The following is a 26,837-nucleotide window of genomic DNA, read 5'->3' on the forward strand; positions in this document are numbered from 1 at the left end:
GAAGCAACTTTTTAAGGAGGAATTTTTAATGAAGGGATTATTTTCAGCGTTACTTGTACCTTTTGATGAAAGCGGAGACATTAAAGAACAGGGATTACGAGAAGTAGTTAGGCAAAACATTGATGAGCAAAAAGTAGACGGTTTATATGTAAATGGCAGCTCTGGTGAAAATTTTATGATGAGCACAGCACAAAAAAAAGATGTCTTTCGAATTGTAAATGAAGAAAATAATGGGGCAGTGAAGTTAATAGCTCAAGTTGGTTCGATTAATCTAGATGAATCGATTGAGCTTGGACAATATGCAACACAGCTCGGATATGACAGTTTATCTGCTGTGACACCATTTTATTATCCATTTTCATTTGAAGAGATAAAATCGTACTATGAGACAATTATCGATAAGACGGATAATAATATGATTATTTATGCGATTCCGGCATTGACTGGTGTGTCAATGAATATGGAACAATTTGATACACTCTTACAACATGAAAAAGTTATCGGTGTTAAATACACAGATGGGGATCTTTTTAAATTGGAACGTCTTCGTAAGCGATTCCCAGATAAACTCATATATTTCGGTATTGACGAGATGCTTGTTCACGGGCTTGTTGCCGGAGCAGACGGTGTAATCGGCAGCACATACAATATTAATGGGAGCAATGCACGAAAAATCATGAATTTACATGAACAGGGCAAGGTTGATGAAGCGTATAATGTCCAGCATGAAACCAACGACTTGATTGAACAACTTATTGATTTAGGGATATATCAATCATTGAAGGAAGTATTGAATACAAAAGGAATTGATGCTGGCACATGTAAAAAGCCGATGCGTGCGTTTAATCCAGATAAAAAGGAAATCGTTAAACAGCTAGTTGGAAAATATAATCTATAGCAAACTGTTTAAATAAGTTTTTTAACAGGGCTTTACACTAGTCCTGTCTTTTTCACCATTTATGCAAGCGTATTCCTTAATCGTGAGTATGGCATGATAGTGGTAATTTAACTATATTTAAGGGAGAATTTAAGATGGATATTGGTTTTGGAGCCGGAAATTGGGCAGTACTCATTATTTATTTATTAGCAACTTTGGGTATTGGTGTATATTTTACAAAGAGTGCCGGAAAAGATACAAAATCTTTTTTTACCGCAAGAGGGAAAATCCCTTCATGGGTTGCGGGTTTCAGTATTTATGCGACAACTCTAAGTGCGATTACGTTTATGTCAACACCTGAGCAGGCTTTTTTGACAGATTGGTCCTACTCCTTCGGTAATTTGACGATATTCTTAATTGTACCCATCTTGATTTATTTTTATATTCCGTTCTTTCGGAAGTTGAATGTTACGACAGCGTATGAATATCTGGAAAAGCGTTTTGGGGTTTCTATTCGTTCAATAAGCAGTCTTTTATTCGTTTTGTTTCATATAGGCCGTATAGCAATCGTCATTTATTTGCCGACTTTAGCCATCACTTCAGTATCATCCATTAATCCAATGCTCGTTGCTTCGGTAGTAGGCGTTTTATGTATTGTTTATACATTTCTGGGAGGCATGGAAGGTGTCATTTGGAGCGACTTTATCCAGGGAATTATTATTCTTGGCGGTGGTGTAGCTATCATCTTAGTTGGTGCTAGTTATATAGATGGTGGACTTGCTACGGTAATCAGTGATGGGATTTCTGATGATAAATTTATATCTTCTGCTAACTTTAGCTTTACAACCGGTGCGGCGGCTATTCCGATTATTTTTCTGGGGAATATATTTAATAACTTGCACCAATACACAGCTAGTCAGGATGTAGTGCAGCGTTATTCCACAACTAAATCGTTAAAGGATACGAATACATCACTTTGGACCAATGGAATTTTAGCACTAATTACTATTCCAATTTTCTTTGGGATGGGCACAGTTCTTTATAGCTTTTATACTAATGTGGAAATTCTACCAGAGGGTTTTAATTCATCTGCGTTAGTGCCGTATTTTATACTCTCAGAGTTTCCGGTTGGTGTAGCAGGTGCCTTGATTGCAGCAATTTTTGCAGCGTGTCAATCCACGATTTCGTCAAGTTTAAATAGTCTATCAGCCTGTGTCACTACTGATTTTAAACAACGGTTTTTTGGTACGAAAAATGAGCGTCATGATGTTTGGTTTGCGAGAATTATCATTATAATCGCGGGTACAATAGGCATGTTTGCTTCACTTTATTTAATTTCAACGAACCGTGATGAGACGTGGAACTTGTTCTTAGATATCACCGGGTTATTCGGAGTTCCAATTGCAGCGATTTTTGCATTGGGAATTTTTACGAAACGTGCTAATGTACCTGGTATCTTAATTGGTTTGGTGTTCAGTGCAGTATTAGCCATGTTCATTCAGCAAACTGATTTCACACCATTTGCTGTCAGTTCAATTTCGTTTGTTGTTTCATTTATTGTTGGTTATCTGGCAAGTTTATTGTTTCCGAACTACAGAAAAGATACAACCGGTTTAACAATTTATACAAAAGATGAAGCATATGTTCAACCAGGAGAATAAAGGCATGCTTGATAACGTAGGGGCAAAGGTTTAGATCTTTGCCCTTACGTTATTTTATGAAGTTATCATTTCAGCTTTGATAAAAATAAGACATATGAACGGGTAGGCGGTGTATTGGAGACATCACAGCCTGAACGGCTGTACAGGATGTTAACAGATTTGGGTGTTTTTTCTATATCCAAGAACTATCAAAAGAAATGATGCTCAGAAAGGAAGGTTAGGAACGATTTAAATGTGATACTAAAAGAAAGAGCGGACGATGATTATCTGAGAATCCTGCAAATCCTGTCACGTAAGTTGATGGATGACTCATTTCGGGAGCAATTGCTAAACACTGGAACAAGAGCGGAAGCAATAAATTACTTGGTACAATTCAATAAGGAACTAGATGGAGCCAGTTTAGGAGCCTGTTTCTATCCATGATGTAACTTCCCTTATTTATGACAAGTATATGATAGCACGGTACATAAGTGATTTTTTTGCTATAATGAAGACAGATATATTCGAATGCAGAATTAGAACAGGAGAGGTATCCATGTATAACGAACCAATTTTTTTACAGCCCATTTTTCAAGAAAAGATCTGGGGAGGCAATAAATTAAAAACAGTTTATCATTATGACATTCCATCAGAGCGAACGGGGGAGGCCTGGGTGATTTCGGCGCATCCAAACGGATCAAGCGTGATTGAAAATGGCCCATTAAAGGGGAAAACATTAGCGGAAGCCTGGGACGCTCATGGTGAACTTTTCAATAAATCAGTAGATAGGGAGGAAGCATATCCGCTACTCGTCAAAATATTGGATGCGAATGATGATCTGTCGGTACAGGTACATCCAGATGATGCCTTTGCTCGTGATGTAGAGGGCGTTCCATATGGGAAAAGTGAATGCTGGTATGTACTGGACGCAGAGCCTGGTTCGGAACTCATTCTGGGACATCACGCTGAAACGAAGCAACATATGGAGAAGCTGATGTCTGATGGGGAATGGGACCAGCTTTTGAGGCGTGTGAAGGTGCAACCTGGTGATTTTATTTATGTGCCAAGTGGCACTATTCATGCCATTGGTGGCGGTATTGTCATCCTGGAAACACAACAGAGCTCCGATACGACCTACCGTGTTTATGACTACGATCGGACGGATAGAGATGGTAATAAACGGGAGTTACACCTTGAAAAGGCTGTAGCGGTGACATCCGTTCCGCATCAGAATCCCCAGTTGAATCAGGAAGAAACAGTTTCTGGCGATTTGACGAAAACGAAACTCGTGGAAAACGACTATTTTGGTGTGAGTAAATGGGTGCTGACGGGATACGTAGAACAGACAATGACAACTGATTTTTTGCAAGTTAGTGTGATTCAAGGAAATGCTATCCTTACCGTAGACGGAAAACGGTTTGAAATGGAGAAAGGTACGAATTTTATCATGCCCCATGGAATTGGTAAATACGAGCTTTCAGGCGAGGCGGCGTTTGTGGTGTCGTGGGTTTAATGAATATTGTAGGACAACAGTCGAAGGCCCTAAGCCGGCTGTTGTTTATCGAGGAAAATAAGGGGACGCGGCTGTATAAATGTGCATGATTATGATGTGATTGTGGTAAAACAGAGCTGTCTTTTCGATGAACTAAGCGTTGTATCCAAACTGAATATTCATGCTATAACAACTGAATTCACTTATCAACTGGTAACTGGTTGATTATATTGATTATAAAAGCCTTACGAAGCCTAATTATTCGATGGGTATCGAATAATTTCGTGCTGCTTCCATAAATATTGTTATTGGGATTAAGGTTAAAGACTATAGGAAAAGGATGTCTGCTGGAAAGTTAGGCATCCTTATTAATATAGAAAAAAATTGTTGATATAAACAAATTAAAAATCTGATTATTGTCTATTAAAACATAATACTATATGATATGCGTATCATTATATTTAAAAATAAGCAGCTAAGCCAATAAATTATAATCACCGTTAGCTGCTTTTTTTAGGATATAAATTAAATCGTTATAAAGTAGAGAGAAATATTAAACATGGGGTGAAATTAATGGGAATAACATTAGAAAATGCCATGAAAATAGGTGGTTTAAAAGAATGCCGTATTTTAGTAGGAGGAGAAGGTTTATCGAAGAACATTAATAATGTAACGATTATGGAAGTTCCCGACGTTACACGTTGGTTGAAAGGGAAAGAACTATTGATCACCAGTTTTTTTGCTAAAAATGAGCCATCTGATCAACGACGGTTCATACAGCAACTTTCTGCTATTAATACCTCAGCTCTAGCCATTAAACCATATCATTATTTAGGTGAAATTCCTGCATTCATACTGGAAGAAGCAGAAAAGTTTGGTCTTCCGATCATTGAAATACCTGAAAAAGTGAGTTATCTGGATATACTATCTCCCGTTATGAGTGCCATTTTTAATGATAAAGCCTTACTTCAGGACGATATGGAACAAGCACACAAAATTCTTAGGGAAGTTTCCATCAATGGTGGAAAAGTGAATGATTTTATTGAGGCATTAGAATTCCTTACTAAAAGGACTGTTACGCTAGAAAGTTGGTTACCTTTTATAAATCTCCCAAATCTAAATGTTGAAATCACATCTATAACGGAAGAAGAGATGAGAGAGCTGGAACTAATCAAACATCCTATTCGCTTCAAACGTAAATGTAATGGGGAAGAATTTCCGTGTATTGTTGCACCTATCTTGTTAGATGGTGTGATGTATGGGTGTGTCACGAGCTGGGGGTATAGAATGGAAAACTTACAATTGGACATATCGATACTAGAACAAGCTTCCGTCTTTTTATCCCTTGAATTTTTAAGACTTAAAGTAAAACATGATGTAGAGCAACAGTATAAAAATGATTTCATTCAGGAATTGCTGTTCAATAACTCCATGAATTTCCAGGATCTCATTGAAAAGGGGAAGAAATATCAATTTGACAATGACACAATGTATACCTGTATGCTAATAACGACGGGGCATAAGGAACATAAAAACAAGAATGTAGACGCGACGAAAATAAGCAGGGTTGACTACATGATCCGACAGCAGTGGCCTGATGCTATTATAGGCAACATTCGTGATTATATTTGCATCATCTTTCCCGTACATGATAGCACGAAAACAGCGTGGAAGGAACAATGCAATGCATTATGCAATTATTTAAATGCTTATGTTGAGCGTCAATTTGTATCTCGCATGGGTGTTGGACTAACTCACGCAGGAATAACAGGACTACGAGAAAGTTTTATTCAGGCAGAGCATGCGCTTAAATTAGGAAGTTATTTAATCCGCTCTAATACAATCACTTTTTATGAAGATTTGGGTGTATACCGTCTGCTTGGAGAAATGATTGGAAGTAAAGAGCTAACAGAATTTTTTAGTAAAACGGTAGGGAAATTGATCGCATATGATGAATCACATCATTTAAAACTCCTGGAAACTTTGGAGGCTTATTTTAAACACAATGAAAATCTCAAAGAAACAGCTCACTTCTTATTTATTCATGTGAATACATTGAAATATAGAATTCGAAAAATCGCGTCTATAACGGGATACTCTTTGCATGATACAGATGGAAAAATGATGTTATACCTTGGATTAAAAATAAATGAATTGTCGATATAGAATTGTCCATATAGACAATAGAATAATTAAAATCATGTATAAAAAGACAAAGAATTTTTTGAAACGTTTTCATATAATAGAGTTAGCATCAAGTGAAACAACAAAAGGATATTTATGAAAACTGTTGGGGAGATACATGATGAGTATTCGTCGGATTGAACAAACACTAAAGCAATTTAATAAGATAGGTTACACAGAAGACGGCATCAATCGGTTGGCATATACGGAAAATGAACGCAAAGCAAAAGAAATTTTTAAAGAAATATGCGAAGGTGAGAATTTAAGTGTGCGAATGGATTATGCAGGTAATATGATTGCACGTAGAGAAGGAATAGATCCAACATTACCCCCTGTTTCGACTGGTTCACATCTTGATACGGTTATTAATGGAGGTGAGTACGACGGGACTGTTGGCGTTGTTACTGCAATTGAATTAATTCGTCGTCTAAACGAACAACAGATACAAACCAAGCATCCGGTTGAGATCATTTGTTTTACTGCTGAGGAGTCATCAAGGTTTGGGGTGTCCACAATTGGAAGTAAATGCATGGCTGGAAAGTTAGAACAGCATAATGTCCAAAACGTAAAAGATAAATGTGATATAAGTTTAAAAGATGCCTTTTCACAGGTAGGACTAAATTTAAGTCAAGCTGGAGACGCATGTAGAGAAAACGAAACGATCAAAGCATTTTTTGAAGTTCATATTGAGCAGGGGCCTGTATTAGAGAGGGAGCAATTGGATATTGGGGTTGCAACGGGAATTGCAGCACCAACTCGCTTAAAAGTAACGGTGCAAGGTAAAGCATCACATTCCGGCACAACACCGATGAATTTACGAAAGGATGCATTTTTAGGTGCTTCCGAAATCGGTTTAGCCGTCGAACAAGCGGCAATGATCGAGGCGCAGAAAGGGACGGTTGCAACTGTAGGAGATTGTACTGTTGCTCCCGGTGTCATGAATGTTGTTCCGGAACAAGCGGAGATGAAAATTGATATTCGCAGCATTAACATGGCTTCAAAACAAACGGTGATGAAACATATAAAGGACACGATTAAGTATGTAGAAAGTAAAAGAGAACTATTGGTACATTCCGAATTACTTACGAATGATAAGCCTATATTATTAGAACAGGAAGTTACTTCCTCCATTTCGCAAACATGTGAACAATTAGGTGTTTCATATAGGAAAATGCCGAGTGGGGCGGGACATGATGCGATGCATATGGCAAAACTTTGTCCAACGGGATTGATTTTTATTCCTTGCAGGGATGGTTTAAGCCATCACAAAGATGAATTTGCCTCATTTGAAGCCATTGGAATCGGTTGTGACGTGTTGGAAAAGGAAGTATTAAAATGGGCCGTACCAAAGAAGGCTGAGGCAATTTCAAAATAGTGGGGGTATATCATGAAAGATTATCATTTGACAGTATTGTCCAACCGCCAAGTAAGTGACCGTTATTGGCATATGATAGTAGATTCGTCTGTTGTGGAAGAACGCATTGAACCAGGTCAATTCTTTAATATCAAACCTACGAATCACGAGACCTATTATCCTTTATTAAGAAGACCATTCAGTATTTACTTGATCAATGAGGATACACTCGAGTTTCTTTATAAGGTTGACGGTCCGGGAACGAGGCAACTAGCCAGGTATAAACCAGGTGAAAAAATCAACTTGCTTGGCCCCGCAGGAGTTCCTTTCACCATGTCAAAAGACTGTAATAAGGTATTGCTCTTAGCAAGGGGTGTCGGCATTGCTACTCTTGCTGCACTTGCTCAAAAAGCCGCTCGAATGAACATTGAAATATATGCCATTTTAAGCGCCCGAAAGCAGGATGATCTATTAGCCACGAAGACAATGGAAAAATATTGTACAAACGTTTACTGTGTGACAGAAGAAGATGGAACAAGTGATGTGGAACATGTACGTGAAATGATTCGTGATTTAATGGAGACATATCCTATTCATGCGGCGTACACATGTGGATCAAGAAGGCTATCGATGCTACTGCAGAAAATGTCAAAAGGAAATGGAATCACTGGTCAGGTTGCTTTAGAGGAATACATGGCGTGTGGAATGGGAGTTTGTTACTCGTGTGTATGTGACGTAAAAAGGCATGGTGTAACACAAACCGTTAAATCTTGTGAAGACGGACCGGTTTTCCCGCTTGAAGAGGTGGTGTTTGAATAATGAAAAAGGGATTGAAGATGGCCGTAGATATTGGTGGAATGACAATAGCAAATCCTGTTATGCCTGCTTCAGGAGCTTTCGGAGAGGGGATGGATAAGCTTATTGATTTTAATCTCCTTGGTGCACTGGTACCGAAAAGTATTACAAAATATCCCCAAAGAGGTAACAGAAATCCACGGGCGTGTGAAACCCAGGGCGGGATGATTAACTCAATAGGTATTCAAAGTAAAGGAATTGATCATTATTTACAAGAAACCATTCCTTATTACGAGCAGTACTGTGCACCACTTATATCCAGTATTTCTGCCGAATCCATTGATGAATTTGTCGAGATGTCCAATATCATTGCATCGGTCCCAAGCGTGGTTGCCTTGGAATTAAATATATCGTGTCCGAATTTAAAAAATAATGGTCAGGCGTTTGGAATGAGTGACGCTATCACCTATCAATTGGTTGATAGAGTACGAGAGACTACAGATAAACCAATTCTTGTTAAACTAACGCCAAATGTTACGGATATTCAATCAATTGCTTTAGCTGCGGAAAGGGCTGGAGCCGATTCGTTGGTCGTGGCCAATACCCCTTTAGCCATGGCGATTGATATTCATTCCCGACGACCTAAAATCGGCAACGTTATGGGTGGATTATCAGGTCCAGCCATTAAACCCATCATTGTTAGACAAATATATCAGGTCCATGAAGTATCGCGGCTCCCCATTATTGGCTGCGGTGGAGTCATGACAGCTAATGATGCAATTGAAATGATGCTGGCTGGTGCTTCAGCAGTGCAAGTAGGAACGGCAAACTTTGTATCCCCAACAGCTATGATTGATATCATACAGGGCATTCAAACCTATATGGAAGAACACCAATTGTATCATATTGATAAATTAATCGGCGGAGTTATGGTCCGTAATCAATGGGAAAAGGATTATATCTAAGTAAAAGAAAGAGGGATTACGGATGGTAGAATGGGATCATATCATTAAAAATGGAAAAATTACAACGGCAGATGATTGTTATGACGGAAATATTTATATAAAGGATGGAAAAGTTGCAGCCGTTACGTCCGAGGAATTACCAGGGGAAGCAGACGAAACGACAGATGCCAATGGCTGTTACGTATTGCCTGGATTAATGGACACGCACGTTCATTCGAGAGATCCAGGATCCACGCATAAGGAGGACTTTTACCACTCTACCTTAGCAGCAGCTGCTGGTGGAATCACACTTGTATTTGAGATGCCGAATACAAATCCACCTATCAATAACGTGGAAAATTTTGAGAATCAAGTTGATAATCTATCAAAAAAAGCGAACGTTGATTTTGGTGTTTGGGGAATTTGTTTAGGGAACTTAAATTTAGATAGTATTCAGTCACTTGACGAATCGGGGGTGATAGGTTTTAAATTTTTCTGGGGATATGCTATAAAACGAGATACGTATGAATTGGTTTATAATTATAGTTCGGAAATGAAAGATATTATTCCTCCTCTTGATGATGGTGAGGTCTATAAAATATTCAGAGAGGTTTCCAAGACGGGCAAAGTTTTAGCAATTCATGCAGAAAATAATGAATTAATCCACCAGTTGACAAATGAAGTACAAAATGAGGGGGGTAAAGATTATGAGGCTCTTGTTGAAGGAAGACCGGGTCTTGCTGAACTGACAACGATTCAAACTGGAATTGCTTTTTCCAAACATACAGGAGCACGACTACATGTACTTCATATTACTTCTGCAGCGGGAGTAGATGCAGTTAGAAGCGCGCAAGAAAAGGGAGATAATATAACTGCAGAGACTTGTCCTCACTTTCTCTTTTTGAATACGGATGACTACAAAGCTATTGGTCCGATGATGAAGGTTTATCCGCCGGTGAAATACAAAAAGGATCAGGATAAACTTTGGGAGAGTATTGAAGATGGTACCATTTCGATTGTTTGCTCTGATCATGCGCCACATACGGAAGAAGAAAAAGATGGTGATTTATGGTCAATCCCAGCCGGCATGTGCGGTGTGGAAACGACCGTACCATTAATGCTGAACGCGGTAAATGAAGGGAAAATCACAATCCAGCAATTGGTTGCATTGCTATCTACGAACCCGGCTAAACAATTTGACCTTTATCCAAGAAAAGGTTCTTTGGAGATTGGTTCAGATGCAGATATCACGATTGTCGATCTAAAGCAGCCGTTTGAAATAAAAAGAGAGCAATTGCATAGTAAAAGTAAAGTTACCGCTTTTGATGGCTTTCAGGGAAAGGGGAAACCGCTCGCAACCATTGTTCGTGGCAAAACCATTATGAAAGAGGGCCAAATCGTTAACGATCATCAGGGTCAATGGACGAAACCGGTTAGTAAAAGTACAACGTCGGTGGAACCTGGGCTATGTCATCCCCCGATGTATTACATGACCTAAAAGCATATAGATTTAATTTGTACGCATGGGTAAACAACCATACATTGGGTTAGTTCAGTCTGTGCGCTTGAAAATTTTCCTATCACCGAAATCCCTGTTCATAAAGAGTTGATTTTCGCGCTTGCAGAGGTAAAAAAGCAGCAACACTCGCCAATATACATACAGAGATGTTGTAAGAAACGAGTGGAAGAGCTATTGTCAGTTCGATTACTGGTCTTCGGGAAATTAATCTCCCAGTGAAGCAGCCTGGATCGTCCATTATGCTTATGTGGAGAAAAGCTGTAGCATAATCCCTGCATTGAATTTCCATTTGGGGTACGAAACGGCTGTAAAAGTAGTCAAGCAGGTAACTGAAACAGGGCTAACTATCAAAGAAGTTTGTAAGAAGAATTGGATATCATTTTGGCCCCGCGTGAGATAACCACGCTGAGTATTGCTGGGAATGAGCTTTTAACACATCAGTAGTGGGTTGCCCGTCACCTTCACTATATTTAGTGTTAAAATACTTAGTTGTTTCCCTTATTTTTGTTATCATCATTTTCGTAAATAAAATGGTTTACTTTGATAAAGTATTGATGTGAAGGAGTTTATAGTTATGGAAAATATACATTTGAAGTCAATCAGTCCAGCCGATTTAGGCGAGGTAACTTTATTAGTAGGTGATCCGGGCCGCGTGGAACTTATTTCAAATAGCTGGGAAAATACAAGACTTCTTTTAAAAAATCGCGAATTTATTTTGGTCGCAGGTACATGGAAAGGTAAAAATGTTTCGATCTGTTCTACCGGAATAGGATTGGGGTCTACAGAGATCGCTGTTATTGAGCTGATTCAAAGTGGTGCAAAGAAACTGGTGCGCTTAGGGGGGTGTGGTACTTGGAGAAAGGATTTAGCTCCGGGGGATATTATGCTGAATCACGCGATGGCACGTAATCATGGCGTATTATCTGAATATGTCAGTGATGTATATCCTGCGGTTGCAGATTTTGATCTCTTACAAAAGATTAAATCTAATGTCACAAGTGTTGGTTTTCATGTTCATACGGGCATTGGGATGACAACACAAAGTTACTATCTTGGTCAAGGACGTGATCATGCTATTACGAATGGGCCGAAACCTGACTCATCCTTTATGAATTATTGGCAGGACAGACATATTACCAACTTTGAGATGGAAACTGCTGTTTTATACCTTTTGGCAGCTTTATACCAAATTCCTGCTGCAAACTGTCTAGTTATTCATGTCAATCGATTCAATGATCAATGGGTATCAGATGACAATTATAAAGTTCTTCATGCAAAAGCAGCTAAAGCTATTCTCAATGCTTGTATACATTAAGTCGTACCAAAACTATCTAAATTTTACTTGAGAAGAGGGAAGAATGTGAATAATATGCATAAAGTCAATCAGCAAGAAGACGGGTATAAAAAGAAAGTACTTGGCTCATCTATGCTTGGATTAGGATTAGAAGGCATGGATATAATGTTTCTTTCGTTTGTGTTAACCAGTATAATCGCAGAATTTAACATTTCATCTGCCGCAGGCGGGGCTATCTCTTCCGTTACTAATATTGGAATGCTCCTTGGAGGAATTGGTTTTGGAATTCTTGCGGATAAATTTGGCCGGATTCGTGTGTTCACTTACACTATTTTTTTATTTGCCATTGCTACGGCATTAATGGCGTTTTCAACGAACATATATATGATTTATATTTTTCGTTTTCTCGCTGGTGTCGGTGGAGGTGGAGAATTTGGAATAGGAATGGCTTTAGTAGCGGAGGCTTTTCCAAAAGAAAAACGGGGGAGAATGACCTCCTGGGTAACCGTTGGCGGTCAGGTCGGGTCGATTCTAGCCGCTGTAGCAGCAGCAATCATTATTCCTTTAGGAGGGTGGAGAGCCTTATTCATTATTGGTATTTTACCGGTATTTCTAGCTTATTATGTCAGAAGAAATTTAGATGAAACGGAGGACTGGAAGAAAGCAAATCGACAAACAAAAGAAAAGAAAGAAAAAGCTACTTTATCTTTGCTGTTTAATTCACCCAAAACAACGTATGTTACCATTGCATTAACAATTATGTCTAGTGTGCAAGTTGCGGGATATTTTGGTTTAATGAACTGGCTACCATCTATTTTGCAAGAGCAAATAGGACTTAGCGTATCTAATTCTTCTTTGTGGATGATTAGTACCATTATAGGCATGTGCTTGGGTATGTTACTATTTGGTCAAATATTAGATCGGTTTGGGGCAAAATGGTCTTATAGTATCTTTCTAATTGCATCAGCTGTTTCCGTGTTTATTTATGTGTATGCGGATAGTGCTGTAACAATATTAATTGGTGGGGTGGTTGTAGGATTTTTCGCTAATGGTATGAACGCGGGATATGGTGCATTAATTAGTAGCTTTTATCCAACTAATGTTAGAAGTACTGCCAATAATGTTATTTTTAATACTGGAAGAGCAGTTGGCGGATTGTCTCCAATAGCTATTGGTTTCTTCTTAGACAAGTTTAGTATCACTGCAGCAATGTCATTTTTATCGATTATATATATTATTTCATTGATCGTTATTTTGACACTACGCGATGTCCCATTAAAAGGAAAAAGGAAGGCTGTAAAAGTAGAGTAGGATAAACAAAATTGCTCAGGTACATTTACTATTATGATTTGTATATAATTCCAGATTAAGCCCCACGTATAACATAGGGACATGGGAGAAGCTGTTGCACAATTCGATAATCGATTGTGCAACAGTTTTTGTGTACAAAAACAGATCACAAAGGGTATGTTCTCGTGTATTATAAACCATTAATATAAACTTAATACGCTAACTGCTGCAATTATCTATTATATGTACCAATCTATTTGTGGGAATCTGATTTAGTCTCTTATTCTGTATTTGCGTATTGGGAAACAGCTCAAGAAAATATCCAACCAAAACGGGCATGGGTTTATTATAAAAAATTTAAAAAGAGAAGGCTTATTTAAGTGCGTTAAAAAACGATCTATTTTCCTTATTCTCTTTTTTCTATGCTTTGTTTCTTACCTTATTCAATATATCATATGTACTATTTTAAATCGTAAACGATTTTGACATAGCAATAAATTCACGTACAGCGAACGGTAAGTACGTGTTCTTTCTCCAGACCATGCCTAACTCCAAATTAACGATAGGTCTGTTAAAAGGAATGGCGATAATTTTTTCATTGTTAATCTGGTTACAAATTTTACTTGGTAATAAAGCAACACCTAACTTTGCTTCAACCATTTCAATCATGAAATCTTTTTGTGAGCTTTCACAGACGATATTTGGATAAAAACCTTGTTTTTCGCAAGCTTCAATAATACTATCATGCAGGGAAAAATCATTCCGATATAAAATAAATGCTTCTTTTCTGATATGAGAAAAGTCAATGGATCTTTTCTTCGCTAAAGGATTGTCTTTCTGTACAATAAGCATTAGGGGGTCCTTTAATAGTTTAACGGTTTCAAAGTTTCCTTTTTGAATGGGGATATTACATACTAATCCAATGTCAAGCGTTCCTTCGTCAACACCATGTTTGATTTTGTTACTACCAACTTCCGTTAAGAGCAATTCAATGGAAGGATGGGCTTCTTTGTATTGACTGATTAATTTGGAAAAAAATGCAGCACCGATAATCGGGGGAATTCCAATTTTAATTTCCCCTTTTTTCAAATCAATGACATCATTGATTTCAGATGTTAAGTTCTCAAACGCGTGCAGAACCTGTTTGGCATTAACGAGAAGGGCTTGACCAGCATCAGTTAGCTCTAATTGATTAGCCCCTCTATAAAAAAGCGGAGCACTGAGTTCGGACTCCAGGTTTTTAATTGTCTTGCTTAATGATGGCTGGGAAATATGAAGGATGGATGCTGCTCTTGTAAAGTTCAACTGTTTCGCAACTTCTGCAAAATATTCTATCTGTCTTATGTCCATGATAGGCATCCTCTCCAGACAATAACGTGTAATTATGCTTCATTATACTACAAGGTATAGCTAAAAGGAATAACGATCATGCAAAAAATGTATTTTTGTTTCTACGCTACGTTGTAATAAAATGAAGAGTAGAAAAACGGAAGTGGAGGTATGATGAATGGTGGATTACGTAAAAGTGGGCAATCTTCAGGTGGCAAAGGAACTTTATGATTTCGTGAATATGGAAGCGTTGCCAGATACAGGTCTTGACAGCGAGAAATTTTGGACGGACTTAGGGAAGCTTGTTGCTGATTTAACACCAAAAAATAAAGCATTATTAGTAGAACGTGAGGAAATCCAAAACCAAATTGATGCTTGGCATAAAGAAAATAAGGTATTTGACTTTGATTCATACAAAGTATTCTTGGAGCGTATAGGCTATTTGGAGCCGCGTGTTGACGATTTTAACATAACGACAGAGGATGTTGATGATGTCATTACACGTCAAGCTGGACCACAGCTTGTTGTACCGGTTGACAATTCGCGCTATGCAATCAATGCTGCTAATGCACGCTGGGGTTCGCTTTATGATGCATTGTATGGAACGGATGCAGTAAGTGAAGAAGGAGGAGCCGAGAAAAAAGATTCCTATAACCCTGTGCGTGGTGAAAAAGTCATTGCTTTTGCTAAACATTTCCTTGATGAACATGCACCGCTTAACTTTTCATCCCATACAGAAGCAACAAAATATACAATCGTTAAGGGTAAATTAGAAGTCACACTAAAAAATGGTGAAACAACGGGACTTAAAGATGATTCTAAATTTGTCGGTTACCAAGGGCAACCACAAGAGCCCGGTGCTGTCTTGCTGAAAAATAATGGATTACATTTTGAAATTCAAATCGATCCAAATCACTCGATTGGAAAAACGGATGAGGCGGGTGTGAAGGATATTTACTTAGAGTCTGCAACTTCTTCTATTATGGATTGTGAAGATTCTGTTGCCGCTGTAGATGCTGAGGATAAAACACTTGTATATCGCAATTGGCTTGGTCTTAATAGAGGGGATTTAACATCTGTATTCACAAAAGGCGGAAAAGAAGTGACACGTACACTGAACTCTGACCGCACTTACATAGGTCCGGACGGCGAAGAAGTTATACTATCCGGCCGAGTGCTTATGTTTATACGTAATGTTGGTCACTTAATGACAAACAATGCGATTCTGGATGAAAACGGCGAAGAAGTTCATGAGGGTATTATGGACGGTGTCTTTACAAGCCTGATGGCGAAACATAGTCTTCTCGGAAATGGTCCATTGCAAAATTCGAAGGAAGGCTCTGTTTATATTGTTAAACCGAAAATGCATGGGTCAAAAGAAGCTGCTTTCGCGAATGAATTATTTAATCGTGTAGAAGATATGCTTGATATGAAACGTTATACACTTAAAATAGGTTTAATGGATGAAGAACGACGTACGAGTTTAAATTTGAAAAATAGTATCAAAGAAGTAAAAGAGAGAATTGTTTTCATTAATACAGGCTTCTTAGACCGAACAGGTGACGAAATTCATACCTCAATGGAAGCAGGTCCAATGATTCGCAAAGGCGAGATGAAATCCTCTATTTGGCTGAATGGCTATGAGAAAAATAATGTACGCGTCGGCTTAGATACAGGTTTAAAAGGAAAAGCGCAAATAGGTAAAGGAATGTGGGCCATGCCAGATTTGATGGACGCCATGCTTAAGCAAAAAGGAAGTCATTTACAAGCAGGTGGGAACACCGCCTGGGTTCCATCACCAACAGCAGCAACACTGCATGCGCTTCACTACCATGAAATTGATGTAAGAAAAGTCCAAGAGGAGCTAGCAAAAGAAGTGAAAGATTATCGCGATGAGATTTTGCAAATTCCAGTTGCAGGAAATATAAACTGGTCAGCTGAAGCAATACAGGAGGAACTTGATAACAGTACACAAACATTGCTTGGTTATGTAGTCCGTTGGGTTGAGCAAGGTGTCGGCTGTTCTAAAGTTCCTGATATTAACAATGTTGCGCTTATGGAAGACCGAGCAACATTACGCATTTCTAGTCAAATGATAGCGAATTGGTTGTACCATGGTATTTGTACAGAGAAGCAAATATTAAATACGCTGAAGCGAATGGCTAAAATTGTTGATGAGCAAAATGCAGGAGATCCATTTTATCGTCCAATGGCTCCTGAATTTGATGACTCGATTGCATTCCAAGCAGCTTGTGATCTTGTATTTAAGGGGAGAGAGCAGCCAAGTGGTTACACGGAGCCAATTCTGCACCGTCGCCGTCTCGAAGTAAAAGAAAGAGATTATGCTGTAAAATCGAGATAGAAGAGTAGTATAGTAGGATAGTTTCCCATTGTAAGGGCGGTAGAAGACTGTTGTGCTTAGAAGGCATTTTAGTCTGATACTGCTCTATACATCTATGTAAATATTTCTGATTTTTTAAAACAGTGTGTTGACTTTGGTGTAGGACAGTGATTTAATATAATAAATAAACACCATAAAGAGTTATGGTAACGAATCAATGAAACCGATTTCAAAAGTGGCGTTGTGGGGTTTATATTTTAGTATTATAGTCATTTATATGAGTTATACGGTTTCTCAAGCAATGACAAATGGGGGGGGTGTTAATATGGCTTCTTCGGATCTAATAGAGGTTTTGCCAAAAATACAAATGAAGCAAAACCATGAAGAACGTCATCCACTTGGCAATGGCGGTATGCAAATGATGGAGGCACATTCCGAAGCAGACATTTCAAAAGTTCTTGGATACGCGAATAAATATGATAAAACGGTCAACATTGTTTCAGGTGGAACAAAGCGAGGATATGGCGGGGTGATTGAACAAGCAGATATTCTATTGTCGCTTGCCGAATACAAAGGGATTATAGATCATTCAGTTGGAGATCTGACATTAACGGTGAGACCTGGAACGACGTTAAAAGAAATTACAGATGAAATAGGCAAAAAAGGGCAACATGTGGCACTTGACACTCCTTGGCCTGAAATGGCAACGATCGGAGGAATTATTGCAGCGAATGACAGTGGAGCGAAACGGCTGCTCTATGGATCTGCTAGAGATTTGGTTATCGGTACGCGAATCGTGTATGCAGACGGAAAAGTTATCCGTACAGGCGGTAAAGTTGTGAAAAACGTTGCGGGTTATGACATGAATAAACTTTTTATTGGGTCAATGGGAACGCTTGGCGTCATTAGCGAAATCACGATTAAATTGCGTCCGCTCCCAAAATATGAGGGGTTGTTTCTTCTGCATTTCCCTAAAGGTAATGAACAAGCGATTCGTGAATTTTCTGTGCTTATACTCGATTCAATGATGGAACCAGTATCACTTGAAATTTTAACCCCTTTTGTTGCTAAAAAGATGACTGGCGAAGATCATTATACACTTGCCATTGCATTTGAAGATCGGGAAAATGCCGTTCTCGACCAGGAGGATTGGGTAGAGAGGCATGTGCCAAAAGGTATTAAGCATTTTGTGTTACATGCGGAAGAGGCAAGGCACTGGTGGGAGAGATTCAGACATATCGGACCCAATGGATACAATGACGAAAAAGGTGAAGCTAAAACGCAAGCAGCATTGAAAATTGGCAGCAATAATTTAGATGTTCTCCTTATTCTGAAAGCAGCTGACAGACTTGCTGAGGAATATCATGTTTCAGTTGAAGCCCATGGTGGCCTTGGCCATGGCATTTCGAGAGTATATGTCAAAGGGTTCCCTGAAGCTATTGTTTCTTATATAAAGGCATTGAGAGCAAAAGTAGAAGAAAAACAAGGCTATGTTGTGTGTACACATCTGCCATTTATCCTAAGAGAAACGATTAGTGTTTGGGGAGAAAGACCGAACTACTTTGCTTTATTAGAAGGCATTAAACGGACGAACGATCCAAAGCGAATCTTAAACCGCCAACGTTTTGTAGGAGGTATATAACATGAGTGAGGATGAAAATAGCTTAACAAAATTATTAAATAAAGAAACATCCGATCTTCCTTGTCATACGAAGAGCCTGGGTAACTACTTGGGAGAGGATATCCCTGATGAAACGAAGTGGGCAGACTGTGTTCACTGTGGCATGTGTCTTGAAGCTTGTCCAACGTATCAGGAAACAGGAGAAGAGCAACATTCACCAAGAGGTCGTGTTTATTTAATTGAAGCAGTTGGCAAAGGCAAAATAGATATTAATGATGCTTTTTCTAAACCCATCTTTGACTGTCTAGATTGTCGCGCTTGTGAAACAGCCTGCCCGGCAGACGTCCAAGTTGGTGGACTGATTGAAGAAGCTCGTGGACAAATTCGCCAAGCAATGCCTTTAACAGGTCTTACAGGTACACTTAGTAAGACAGCATTGAACGGATTTTTCCCGTATCAGAATCGTATGAATATGCTTGGGTCTTTCATGCGATTTTATCAAAAAAGTGGTATACAGCGTATTGTGAGAACAACAGGCTTATTAAATATAATGCCAACACATTTGAAAGATATGGAGTCCATTCTCCCGAAAGTTGAAAAACCTGTGTTGGGAAGATACCCAGAAATTGTGCCAGCAGAAGATGAAAAGAAAGAAAGGGTTGGAATGCTGACAGGGTGTATCATGGACGTCATGTTCAGTGATGTTAACGAAGCGACTATTCGTGTTCTCACACATAATGGATTTGAAGTTGGCCTGCCGAAACAACAGGGATGTTGCGGAGCTCTTCATGTTCACGCTGGTGAAAGAGAAACTGGAAAGGAACTCGCCAAACAGAATATGGAAGCCTTTAAAGATTATGACAAAGTCCTTGTAAATGCTGCAGGCTGTGGATGTGCACTTCAGGAATATAATGAATTATTCAGAAATGATCCTGAAATGCTCCCTTTAGCGGAGGATTTTTCGGCGAAAATTGAAGATGTTTCTAAATTTCTATATGATAATGATTTTAAACGTCCAAAAGCAGAAGTAAACACAAAAATTACGTACCATGACGCGTGTCATCTAGCTCACGGACAGGGGGTACGTTTTGAGCCTCGTCAACTTTTAAATGAAATACCAGGTGTGGAAATGGTTGATTTACCAGATGCAGACAGATGCTGTGGAAGTGCAGGAATCTACAATCTTACACACCCCGAAATGGCAGGGGCTCTTCTGGAGCGTAAGGTGGAAGATGTACCTGAAAATATTGATATGATTTCAATGGGTAATCCCGGTTGTATGCTGCAAATCGCAATGGGGATAAAAAAATATGGTAGAAGTGAAAAGGTCGTTCACACCGTACAACTACTTGACTGGGCATATGAAAAAGAAAGAAGAGAGCAGGCTCGACTAGTGAAATCGTAATCAAAAGGATGTGAAAGAGTGCTTGGAAAAAGGCATAAAAAACAAAAACCTGATGCTGTTGCTCAACAATTAATCAATATAGTTGGCGAAGGTGAAGTTCTTTATTTGAAAGAAGATCTCATTTCATATGAATGCGACGGCTATACGATGTCAAAAGGGATGCCAAGAGCGGTTGTTTTTGTGCGGAATACTAAACAGGTTTCAGATGTTGTGAAATACTTAAATAAAGTGGAAATTCCTTATATAGCGCGTGGGGCTGGAACAGGTTTGAGCGGAGGGGCGACCCCGCTTGGAGGTGAAGTTCTAATTAGTTTGGTTCGGATGAAGAAGATGCTCCATCTTGATTTGGAAAATAGAAAAGCAGTTGTTGAGCCTGGTTATATTAATTTAAAGTTGACACAATCTATTTCAGATAAAGGTTACTATTACGCACCAGATCCTTCAAGCCAATATGCATGTACAATCGGTGGCAATGTTGCCGAAAACTCGGGAGGGGCACATTGTCTTAAATATGGTGTTACAACAAACCATATCTTGGGTCTTGAAATTGTTCTTCCTAGCGGTGAAATTATTGAAATAGGAGAAGACGGGGTTCCGGATCGCCCGGGATACGATTTACTCGGGCTTTTGACCGGTTCAGAGGGAACGCTTGGCATTGTGACAAAAGTTACCGTAAAGGTTTTAAAAACTCCTGAGGGTAAGAAAACCGTTCTTGCTTATTATGATGATATTAATGATGCAAGCCAAGCTGTTTCAGATATTATTGCCGCTGGTATTATTCCAGCTGCACTTGAAATGATGGACTCTATAGCCACCGAGGGTGTTGAATCTGCCGCTTATCCAGTCGGGCATCCGAGAGATATTGCTGCGTTCTTACTTATTGAAGTCGATGGAATTGCCGCTGGAATTGATGATCAAATCGATGAAATACTTGATGTTTGTAAAAATAATAATGTGCGAGAGGTAAAAGTGGCTAAAGATGAAGCAGAACGAGGACTTTGGTGGGCAAACCGCAAAATGGGCTTTGGCGCAATGGGAGCAATCTCTCCCGATTATCTCGTACAAGATGGGGTTATTCCTAGAACTCGTTTGCCTGAAGTACTGGCAAAAATCTCTGAAATTAGCATGAAGTATGAGCTTCGTATTGCAAATATTTTCCATGCAGGGGATGGGAATTTGCATCCACTTATTTTATTCGATGCAAGTATTCCTGGACAAAGTGAACGAGCTTCAAAAGCGGGTTCCGAATGCTTAAAGGTTTGTGCAGATGTTGGTGGCTCAATTACTGGTGAACATGGTGTGGGGATCGAAAAATCGGCAGAAATGCGTTTTATCTTCAGTGATGAGGAAATGGCCGCGCAAACGGAAATTCGTGCTGTTTTTAACCCCGAGGATCTACTAAATCCCGGAAAATTATTTCCAAGTCCCGGTCGTTGTGTAGAAGTAAAGCAAGAGTGGAAGACAGTAGAAGTATAAAGCCTGAGAGATGGGCCACATAATCCATCTCTCAATCATGAGAGTACAAGGAGTGAAAATAATGAAATTCGCTAGATTTAAAAAACAGAAAGAAACAAGCGTTTTGTATGGTATTGCAACAGACAGTGGTATTCAACAAATTGAAGGAGACATATTTACAGGATGGAATTTAACAGAAAAAATCTATAATGTTTCTGACATCCAATTATTGGCACCACTCACACCAAAACATGTAATTGGTATCGGAGCAAATTATGTTGCTGAAACTAATGATTTACCCTCTGAATTACCTGATATTCCTGTATTTTTTTATAAACCGATTTCCTCTGTTATTGGAAATGGGAAAGCTATTGTTATACCAAGAGAAGTTGAAGAAGTGAAATTTGAATCAGAACTTGCCGTAGTAATCGGTCAACGTGCAAGTAACCTCTCTGAAGAAGAAGTAACAGAGTCTATATTTGGCTATACGATAGCCAATGATGTAACAGCGCCACAATATTTCCATGAAGACGGACATTGGATGGTAGGAAAATCATTTGACACATTTACACCGCTCGGACCATATATCGAAACGGAACTCGATCCTGATAAAGTTAACGTTGAAGCATACTTAAACGGTAATAAGAAACAGGATAGCTCAACGGCACTTATGATCTTTTCCATGAGAAAGATGATCGCGTATTTATCCAGTGTAATGACATTGGAAGCGGGTGATATTATTTTAACTGGAAGTCCGCTAGGCGCTGAAATGATGAAAGACGGGGATGAAATCAACTGTAAAATTGCTGGAATTGGTGAGCTTCGTAACTCTATAAAACAAAGTTGACTTTATTTTAGGTTAATAGATATAACTAAATTCCTGTTTGCTATGTGCACATATGTATATGGTTTAAAAAAAAATATATAAGGAAGGGTTTTAAAAATGGGTAATGGAATATTAGCTGTGCTGGCCGTCCTTCCAATTATTGTTGTTGCTATTTTTCTAGTTGGGCTTAAATGGCCAGCGAGTAAGGCCATGCCGCTTTCCTATATTGTCACTGTTTTATTAGCTCTATTCGTTTGGAATGTAGCCTTCCCCAAAGTAGCTGCTGCATCTGTTCATGGTTTGATCGTTGCTGTTACACTTTTATTTATTATTTTTGGCGCAATTTTACTATTAAATACGCTGCAAGAAAGTGGGGGGCTTCATACTATTCGTCGTGGTTTTACAGATATTACCCCCGATCGGCGTATTCAAGTCATTATCGTTGCATGGCTTTTTGGTTCATTTATTGAAGGTTCAGCAGGGTTTGGTACACCTGCAGCAGTTGCAGTACCATTATTGGTCGGACTTGGGTTTCCAGCGATGGCAGCTGTTGTCTCCGGTATGGTTATCCAAAGTACTCCGGTATCCTTTGGAGCAGTCGGAACGCCCATGACTGTGGGAGTGGGTACAGGAGTTGAGTCGCTCACCCAAATCACTGATATTTCAAGCTTTGTATTTGGTGTTGCTGGGAAGGTGGCCTTGCTTCATACCATCGCAGGATTACTAATTCCGTTATTTTTAGTAGCCATTTTAACACGTTTTTTTGGGAAGAATAAATCATTCAGTGAGGGGTTAAAGGTTTGGAAGTTCGCAATCTTTGCTTCCGTGGCGATGACGATACCATATGTTATTGTTGCAAATTTATTAGGACCTGAATTCCCTGCAATGATTGGCGGCTTAGTTGGATTGGCAATTGTAATTCCGGCAGCGAAAAAGGGCTTCCTCATGCCAAAGGAAGACGAAATTTGGGATTTCGAATCAAAAGACCGGTGGGATCCAACGTGGACCGGGAGGGTTGAGCTTAAACATAGTGAGATTTATGCAGGCAAAATAAGCATGTGGCGTGCATGGGCACCATACGTATTGATTGCTATTCTATTGCTCATTTCCAGACTAACTATAGTAGGGGATTGGCTTCAATCTGCTACAATTACATTACCACATATTTTTGGGACAGAAATATCCTCTAGTTGGGAAATTTTGTTTTCACCAGGATTCATTTTTATCGTCGTTGCCGTATTCACCTATTATATGCATGGGATGAGGGTTCAAGAATTTGCTAGAGCTTGGAAAGACTCCGGGAAAACAATGATTGCAGCTGGGTCAGCTCTTGTCTTCACTGTTCCTATGGTGCAAGTATTTCTTAACTCAGACGGCGGAGCGGCTGGTTATCAAGAAATGCCGCTAGCTTTAGCAGAAGGTGTTGCAAATCTTGCAGGATCGTTGTATCCAATCTTTGCAACGTTCGTTGGAGGACTTGGTGCATTTGTAGCTGGTAGTAATACTATTAGTAACATGATGTTCTCGCTTTTCCAATTCGGGGTCGGCGAACGCATCGGCGGTGATGCGACTTGGATGGTTGCGCTTCAAGCAGTTGGTGGAGCAGCCGGAAATATGATTTGTGTCCATAATGTTGTCGCAGCATCAGCAGTTGTTGGACTTGTAGGGAAAGAAGGACACATTATTCGAAAAACGCTTCTTCCATTTCTCTATTATTCATTGCTGTTAGGATCTATAGGTTATTCGATTATGTGGACTGCCGAAAAGGGAATATTTAACATCGGGTCTATTATTGCGGTTATTATTTGGGTCATCGCTATTTACATTATTGTGACAAACAACAAGCGTTTAGACGTTATACAACGTCGCGCTGCTTCTTAAATCCGTGTAATGAAACTCCTTCTATATAGAGGGAGTTTTTTTTGGTTTACTAAAAAGAATTAATGATTGAAGGAAGAATAAGAACAAACACCTGTTAATAACAAATCGAATAAATAACGGTACATCCATATATACAATAGACGGAGCGTTACAACGACGTATTCAGAATAGAATATAATAATTTAAGTATTAACAAAAATAATCATTAATACAAAATGAGCACATATAAATAATAATGAGCATAAATGAGCATGGTGAGGAGTGGAGGTATGAGTAATAAAGAAATTGTACAGTCAAGAGCTTATCGACTGATTGCACCGGAAACGTTTGAAGAAGTTGTACTTCAACATTCCATTGATAATAATCAAGTTGTGGTACAGCCAAGTTTAGCAAGTATATGTCATGCAGACACTCGTTATTACACTGGTCAACGAAGAAAGGAGGCTTTACAAAGTAAACTTCCTATGGCCCTGTTTCATGAAGGAATTGGCCATATAGTAAAGTCGAAGGATGAAACTTTTGATATAGGTCAGCGTGTCGTTATTGTTCCTAATATCCCTGCAAGACGATTACAAGCTAATACAATAAATAATAAATCATCCCCTAACAGTCGAGTAGTAAAGGATAATTATTTGCCGCAAAGTGTTTTCTTAGGCAGTGGTTACGATGGGATTGGACAACAGAATTTGGTACTTCCAAAAGAAAATGTAATAGCCATACCCTCTAATGTTCCTGATGAAATTGCCGTTTTAGCGGAATTGACTTCCGTATCCTTACACGCTGCAAATCATGTAAGCGATTACTTTAATGATGGAAAAGTAGCTGTTTTTGGAGATGGGCCGGTTGGTTATTTAACGGCAGCAACATTACATCATGTTTTTGGCATATCAAAAGAGGACCTGTTAGTCTTTGGTGCTATAAGCGAAAGGTTGGTGCATTTTGATTTTGCCACAACGTATCTTGTACAAGATTTCAATTTTAGAAAGGAGGAGAATGTTGTAGCGGTAATTGAATGTACAGGAGGAACATTTAGTGAAAAGGCTATTAATCAAGCAATTGATTTAATCGAGCCTCAAGGAAAAATAACCTTAATGGGTGTATCCGAAGAACATGTACCTCTGAATACAAGAGATATTCTTGAGAAGGGGTTGACGATTTACGGAAGTTCTCGAAGTACAGCTGAGGAATTTCAAACACTAATGCATGCTTTTCAAAGTCAAGCGTATCAGCGTACATTGGAGAAGCTTTTACCGAATCAAAAAGAATTAATTAGGGATGCTAAGGATTTAGAAAAGTCGATGAATAAGGCTATAAAAAATAAGGGCTGGGGAAAGATTTTCTTGTCCTTTGAATGGGGTTAATAAAATGGTGTTTTATTTTTAAAGCAATCCATAAAACTTACAAATCGGTTTAATGCGGCTATTATTTTTTGAATATTAATAAATCTTATCAAAAAAGGAGGAAATGAAGTTGAAAAAAGTCTTGACGTTTATTCCTATTATTTGTGCATTAATGCTAGTTGCTTGTGGAAATGATGATACATCAAGTGGAGATGATGGCTCAAATGGTAAATTAACGATGTATACTCCGATGCCTGAAGAAAACGCAGAAGCATATGTAAGTAAATTTGAAGAAGATACTGGAATTGAAGTGGATTATACCCGTCTTAGTACAGGAGAGATTCTTTCAAAACTAAAAGCTGAAGAAGGAAGTAGCGATGCAAGTATATGGTTTGCGGGGCCATCTGATAGCTTCATAGAAGCAGATGAAGAAGGGTTCTTAGAAAAATACGACACTGATAATTTGGATAATCTCGATAAAATCGATGAGAATGCAATGGTAGAAGATGCTAGTTGGCTTCCTATTTATCAAGGGCCTATAGCTTTTGCCTCCAATGAAGAGTGGTTAGAAGAAAACGGTGTTGAAGCCCCAACAAGCTGGGAGGATTTATTGAAGCCGGAATTTGAAAACAATATAATGTTGGCCCATCCTGGAGCGTCAGGAACCGGATATCAATTTGTATCTACACTTGTGCAAATCATGGGGGAAGAAGAAGCATTTGATTATTTAAAGAAATTTGATGAGAATGTGAAACAATGGACGAAAGGAGGATCAGCTAACGCACAATTTATTGGGATAGGAGAAGTTGGCACTGGACTTGCTTTTGCTCAGGATCTGTTACCGCTCAAAGAGGAGGGGTATCCTATTAAAATTACTTACCCGGAGGATGGTGTATCAGTAGCTGTGGAAGGAGCGGCTAAAATAAAAGGGGGACCGGAACAAGAAAAGGAAAATGCAACGAAATTTATGAATTGGATAAATAGCGTGGAAGGGCAAAATGTCTATGCGGATACTGGATACTATCATTTACCAGTAATATCAGATGCCAACATACCGGAAGGAGCCCCAGATTTGAATGAATTTAATGTAGCGGATACGGATAACATTTGGGCTAGTGAACACCGCGATGAGATTGTTGATAAATTCGAACGGCAGATTGAATCAGAGGAAGAAGCTAGTGATGGATAACTAGTTATTCCAAAATAGGCTTCACCTAGCATGAAACTATGTGAAGTCTATTTTAAAAAGG

At 38.9% G+C, this 26,837-nt stretch carries 21 protein-coding genes; 20 read left to right on the top strand and 1 reads right to left on the bottom strand.

Translation table 11 applies throughout. From position 1 onward, the window contains the following. The first annotated feature begins 28 nt into the window (after positions 1-28). From KFZ56_RS07525 to KFZ56_RS07580, 12 genes are all read left to right on the top strand, one after another. Positions 29-898 carry an N-acetylneuraminate lyase gene (locus KFZ56_RS07525; RefSeq protein WP_222641273.1) on the top strand — a complete coding sequence of 290 codons (870 nt, stop codon included), beginning with the start codon at positions 29-31 and terminating at the stop codon, positions 896-898. A 134-nt stretch (positions 899-1,032) separates the two neighbouring features. Continuing rightward, positions 1,033-2,538 (top strand): sodium:solute symporter family protein, encoded by a 1,506-nt coding sequence (locus tag KFZ56_RS07530; RefSeq protein WP_222641274.1) that lies wholly within the window; start codon positions 1,033-1,035, stop codon positions 2,536-2,538. Between the two features lie 234 nt (positions 2,539-2,772). Beyond that, positions 2,773-2,961, top strand: a complete 189-nt coding sequence (locus tag KFZ56_RS07535) for a PTS sugar transporter subunit IIA (protein WP_222641276.1) — start codon at positions 2,773-2,775, stop codon at positions 2,959-2,961. 112 nt (positions 2,962-3,073) lie between these two features. Further along, the gene (gene manA / locus KFZ56_RS07540) at positions 3,074-4,030 is read left to right on the top strand and encodes a mannose-6-phosphate isomerase, class I (RefSeq protein ID WP_222641278.1); all 957 of its coding nucleotides are present in this window, start codon (positions 3,074-3,076) and stop codon (positions 4,028-4,030) included. A gap of 552 nt (positions 4,031-4,582) precedes the next feature. Beyond that, positions 4,583-6,175, top strand: a complete 1,593-nt coding sequence (locus KFZ56_RS07545; RefSeq protein WP_222641279.1) for a PucR family transcriptional regulator — start codon at positions 4,583-4,585, stop codon at positions 6,173-6,175. 139 nt (positions 6,176-6,314) lie between these two features. Continuing rightward, entirely contained in the window at positions 6,315-7,568 is a 1,254-nt protein-coding gene (locus tag KFZ56_RS07550) for a M20 family metallo-hydrolase (RefSeq protein ID WP_222641280.1), read from the top strand. Positions 7,569-7,580: 12 nt separating this feature from the next. After that, the gene (locus KFZ56_RS07555) at positions 7,581-8,366 is read left to right on the top strand and encodes a dihydroorotate dehydrogenase electron transfer subunit (protein ID WP_222641281.1); all 786 of its coding nucleotides are present in this window, start codon (positions 7,581-7,583) and stop codon (positions 8,364-8,366) included. Next, entirely contained in the window at positions 8,366-9,307 is a 942-nt protein-coding gene (locus KFZ56_RS07560) for a dihydroorotate dehydrogenase (protein WP_222641282.1), read from the top strand. Before KFZ56_RS07555 ends, KFZ56_RS07560 begins: the two co-directional genes overlap by 1 nt. 22 nt (positions 9,308-9,329) lie before the next feature. Beyond that, positions 9,330-10,784 (top strand): allantoinase AllB, encoded by a 1,455-nt coding sequence (gene allB, locus KFZ56_RS07565; protein ID WP_222641283.1) that lies wholly within the window; start codon positions 9,330-9,332, stop codon positions 10,782-10,784. A gap of 268 nt (positions 10,785-11,052) precedes the next feature. Beyond that, positions 11,053-11,205 (top strand): hypothetical protein, encoded by a 153-nt coding sequence (locus KFZ56_RS20025; protein ID WP_375540668.1) that lies wholly within the window; start codon positions 11,053-11,055, stop codon positions 11,203-11,205. 174 nt (positions 11,206-11,379) lie between these two features. After that, positions 11,380-12,120 (top strand): nucleoside phosphorylase, encoded by a 741-nt coding sequence (locus tag KFZ56_RS07575; RefSeq protein ID WP_222641286.1) that lies wholly within the window; start codon positions 11,380-11,382, stop codon positions 12,118-12,120. 54 nt (positions 12,121-12,174) lie between these two features. Next, complete coding sequence (locus KFZ56_RS07580) at positions 12,175-13,410, top strand: MFS transporter (RefSeq protein ID WP_222643934.1); 1,236 nt, start codon at positions 12,175-12,177, stop codon at positions 13,408-13,410. A 444-nt stretch (positions 13,411-13,854) separates the two neighbouring features. Here KFZ56_RS07580 and KFZ56_RS07585 read toward each other — a convergent pair whose 3' ends face one another. Next, a complete protein-coding gene (locus KFZ56_RS07585; protein WP_222641288.1) occupies positions 13,855-14,739 on the bottom strand; it encodes a LysR substrate-binding domain-containing protein in 885 nt (294 codons plus the stop codon). A 157-nt stretch (positions 14,740-14,896) separates the two neighbouring features. On the opposite strand from KFZ56_RS07585, the gene KFZ56_RS07590 reads away from it, so the two are divergent. The 8 genes from KFZ56_RS07590 (at position 14,897) to KFZ56_RS07625 (ending at position 26,776) form a co-directional block, all read left to right on the top strand. Continuing rightward, complete coding sequence (locus KFZ56_RS07590; protein WP_222641290.1) at positions 14,897-17,080, top strand: malate synthase G; 2,184 nt, start codon at positions 14,897-14,899, stop codon at positions 17,078-17,080. 304 nt (positions 17,081-17,384) lie between these two features. Then, complete coding sequence (locus KFZ56_RS07595) at positions 17,385-18,701, top strand: FAD-binding oxidoreductase (protein WP_222641292.1); 1,317 nt, start codon at positions 17,385-17,387, stop codon at positions 18,699-18,701. 1 nt (position 18,702) lies between these two features. Next, positions 18,703-20,085 carry a (Fe-S)-binding protein gene (locus KFZ56_RS07600; RefSeq protein ID WP_222641293.1) on the top strand — a complete coding sequence of 461 codons (1,383 nt, stop codon included), beginning with the start codon at positions 18,703-18,705 and terminating at the stop codon, positions 20,083-20,085. A gap of 18 nt (positions 20,086-20,103) precedes the next feature. Then, a complete protein-coding gene (locus KFZ56_RS07605) occupies positions 20,104-21,561 on the top strand; it encodes an FAD-linked oxidase C-terminal domain-containing protein (protein ID WP_375540669.1) in 1,458 nt (485 codons plus the stop codon). 61 nt (positions 21,562-21,622) lie between these two features. Then, entirely contained in the window at positions 21,623-22,387 is a 765-nt protein-coding gene (locus tag KFZ56_RS07610; protein ID WP_222641295.1) for a fumarylacetoacetate hydrolase family protein, read from the top strand. Positions 22,388-22,483: 96 nt separating this feature from the next. Next, complete coding sequence (locus KFZ56_RS07615; protein WP_222641297.1) at positions 22,484-24,247, top strand: L-lactate permease; 1,764 nt, start codon at positions 22,484-22,486, stop codon at positions 24,245-24,247. A 269-nt stretch (positions 24,248-24,516) separates the two neighbouring features. Next, the gene (locus KFZ56_RS07620) at positions 24,517-25,608 is read left to right on the top strand and encodes a zinc-binding dehydrogenase (RefSeq protein WP_222641298.1); all 1,092 of its coding nucleotides are present in this window, start codon (positions 24,517-24,519) and stop codon (positions 25,606-25,608) included. Between the two features lie 109 nt (positions 25,609-25,717). Then, entirely contained in the window at positions 25,718-26,776 is a 1,059-nt protein-coding gene (locus KFZ56_RS07625) for an ABC transporter substrate-binding protein (RefSeq protein ID WP_222641299.1), read from the top strand. The last annotated feature ends 61 nt before the right edge of the window (positions 26,777-26,837 follow it).

It is taken from the genome of Virgibacillus sp. NKC19-3, assembly GCF_019837165.1.
In the GTDB taxonomy this organism is placed as follows: Bacteria; Bacillota; Bacilli; order Bacillales; family Amphibacillaceae; genus Virgibacillus_L; species Virgibacillus_L saliphilus.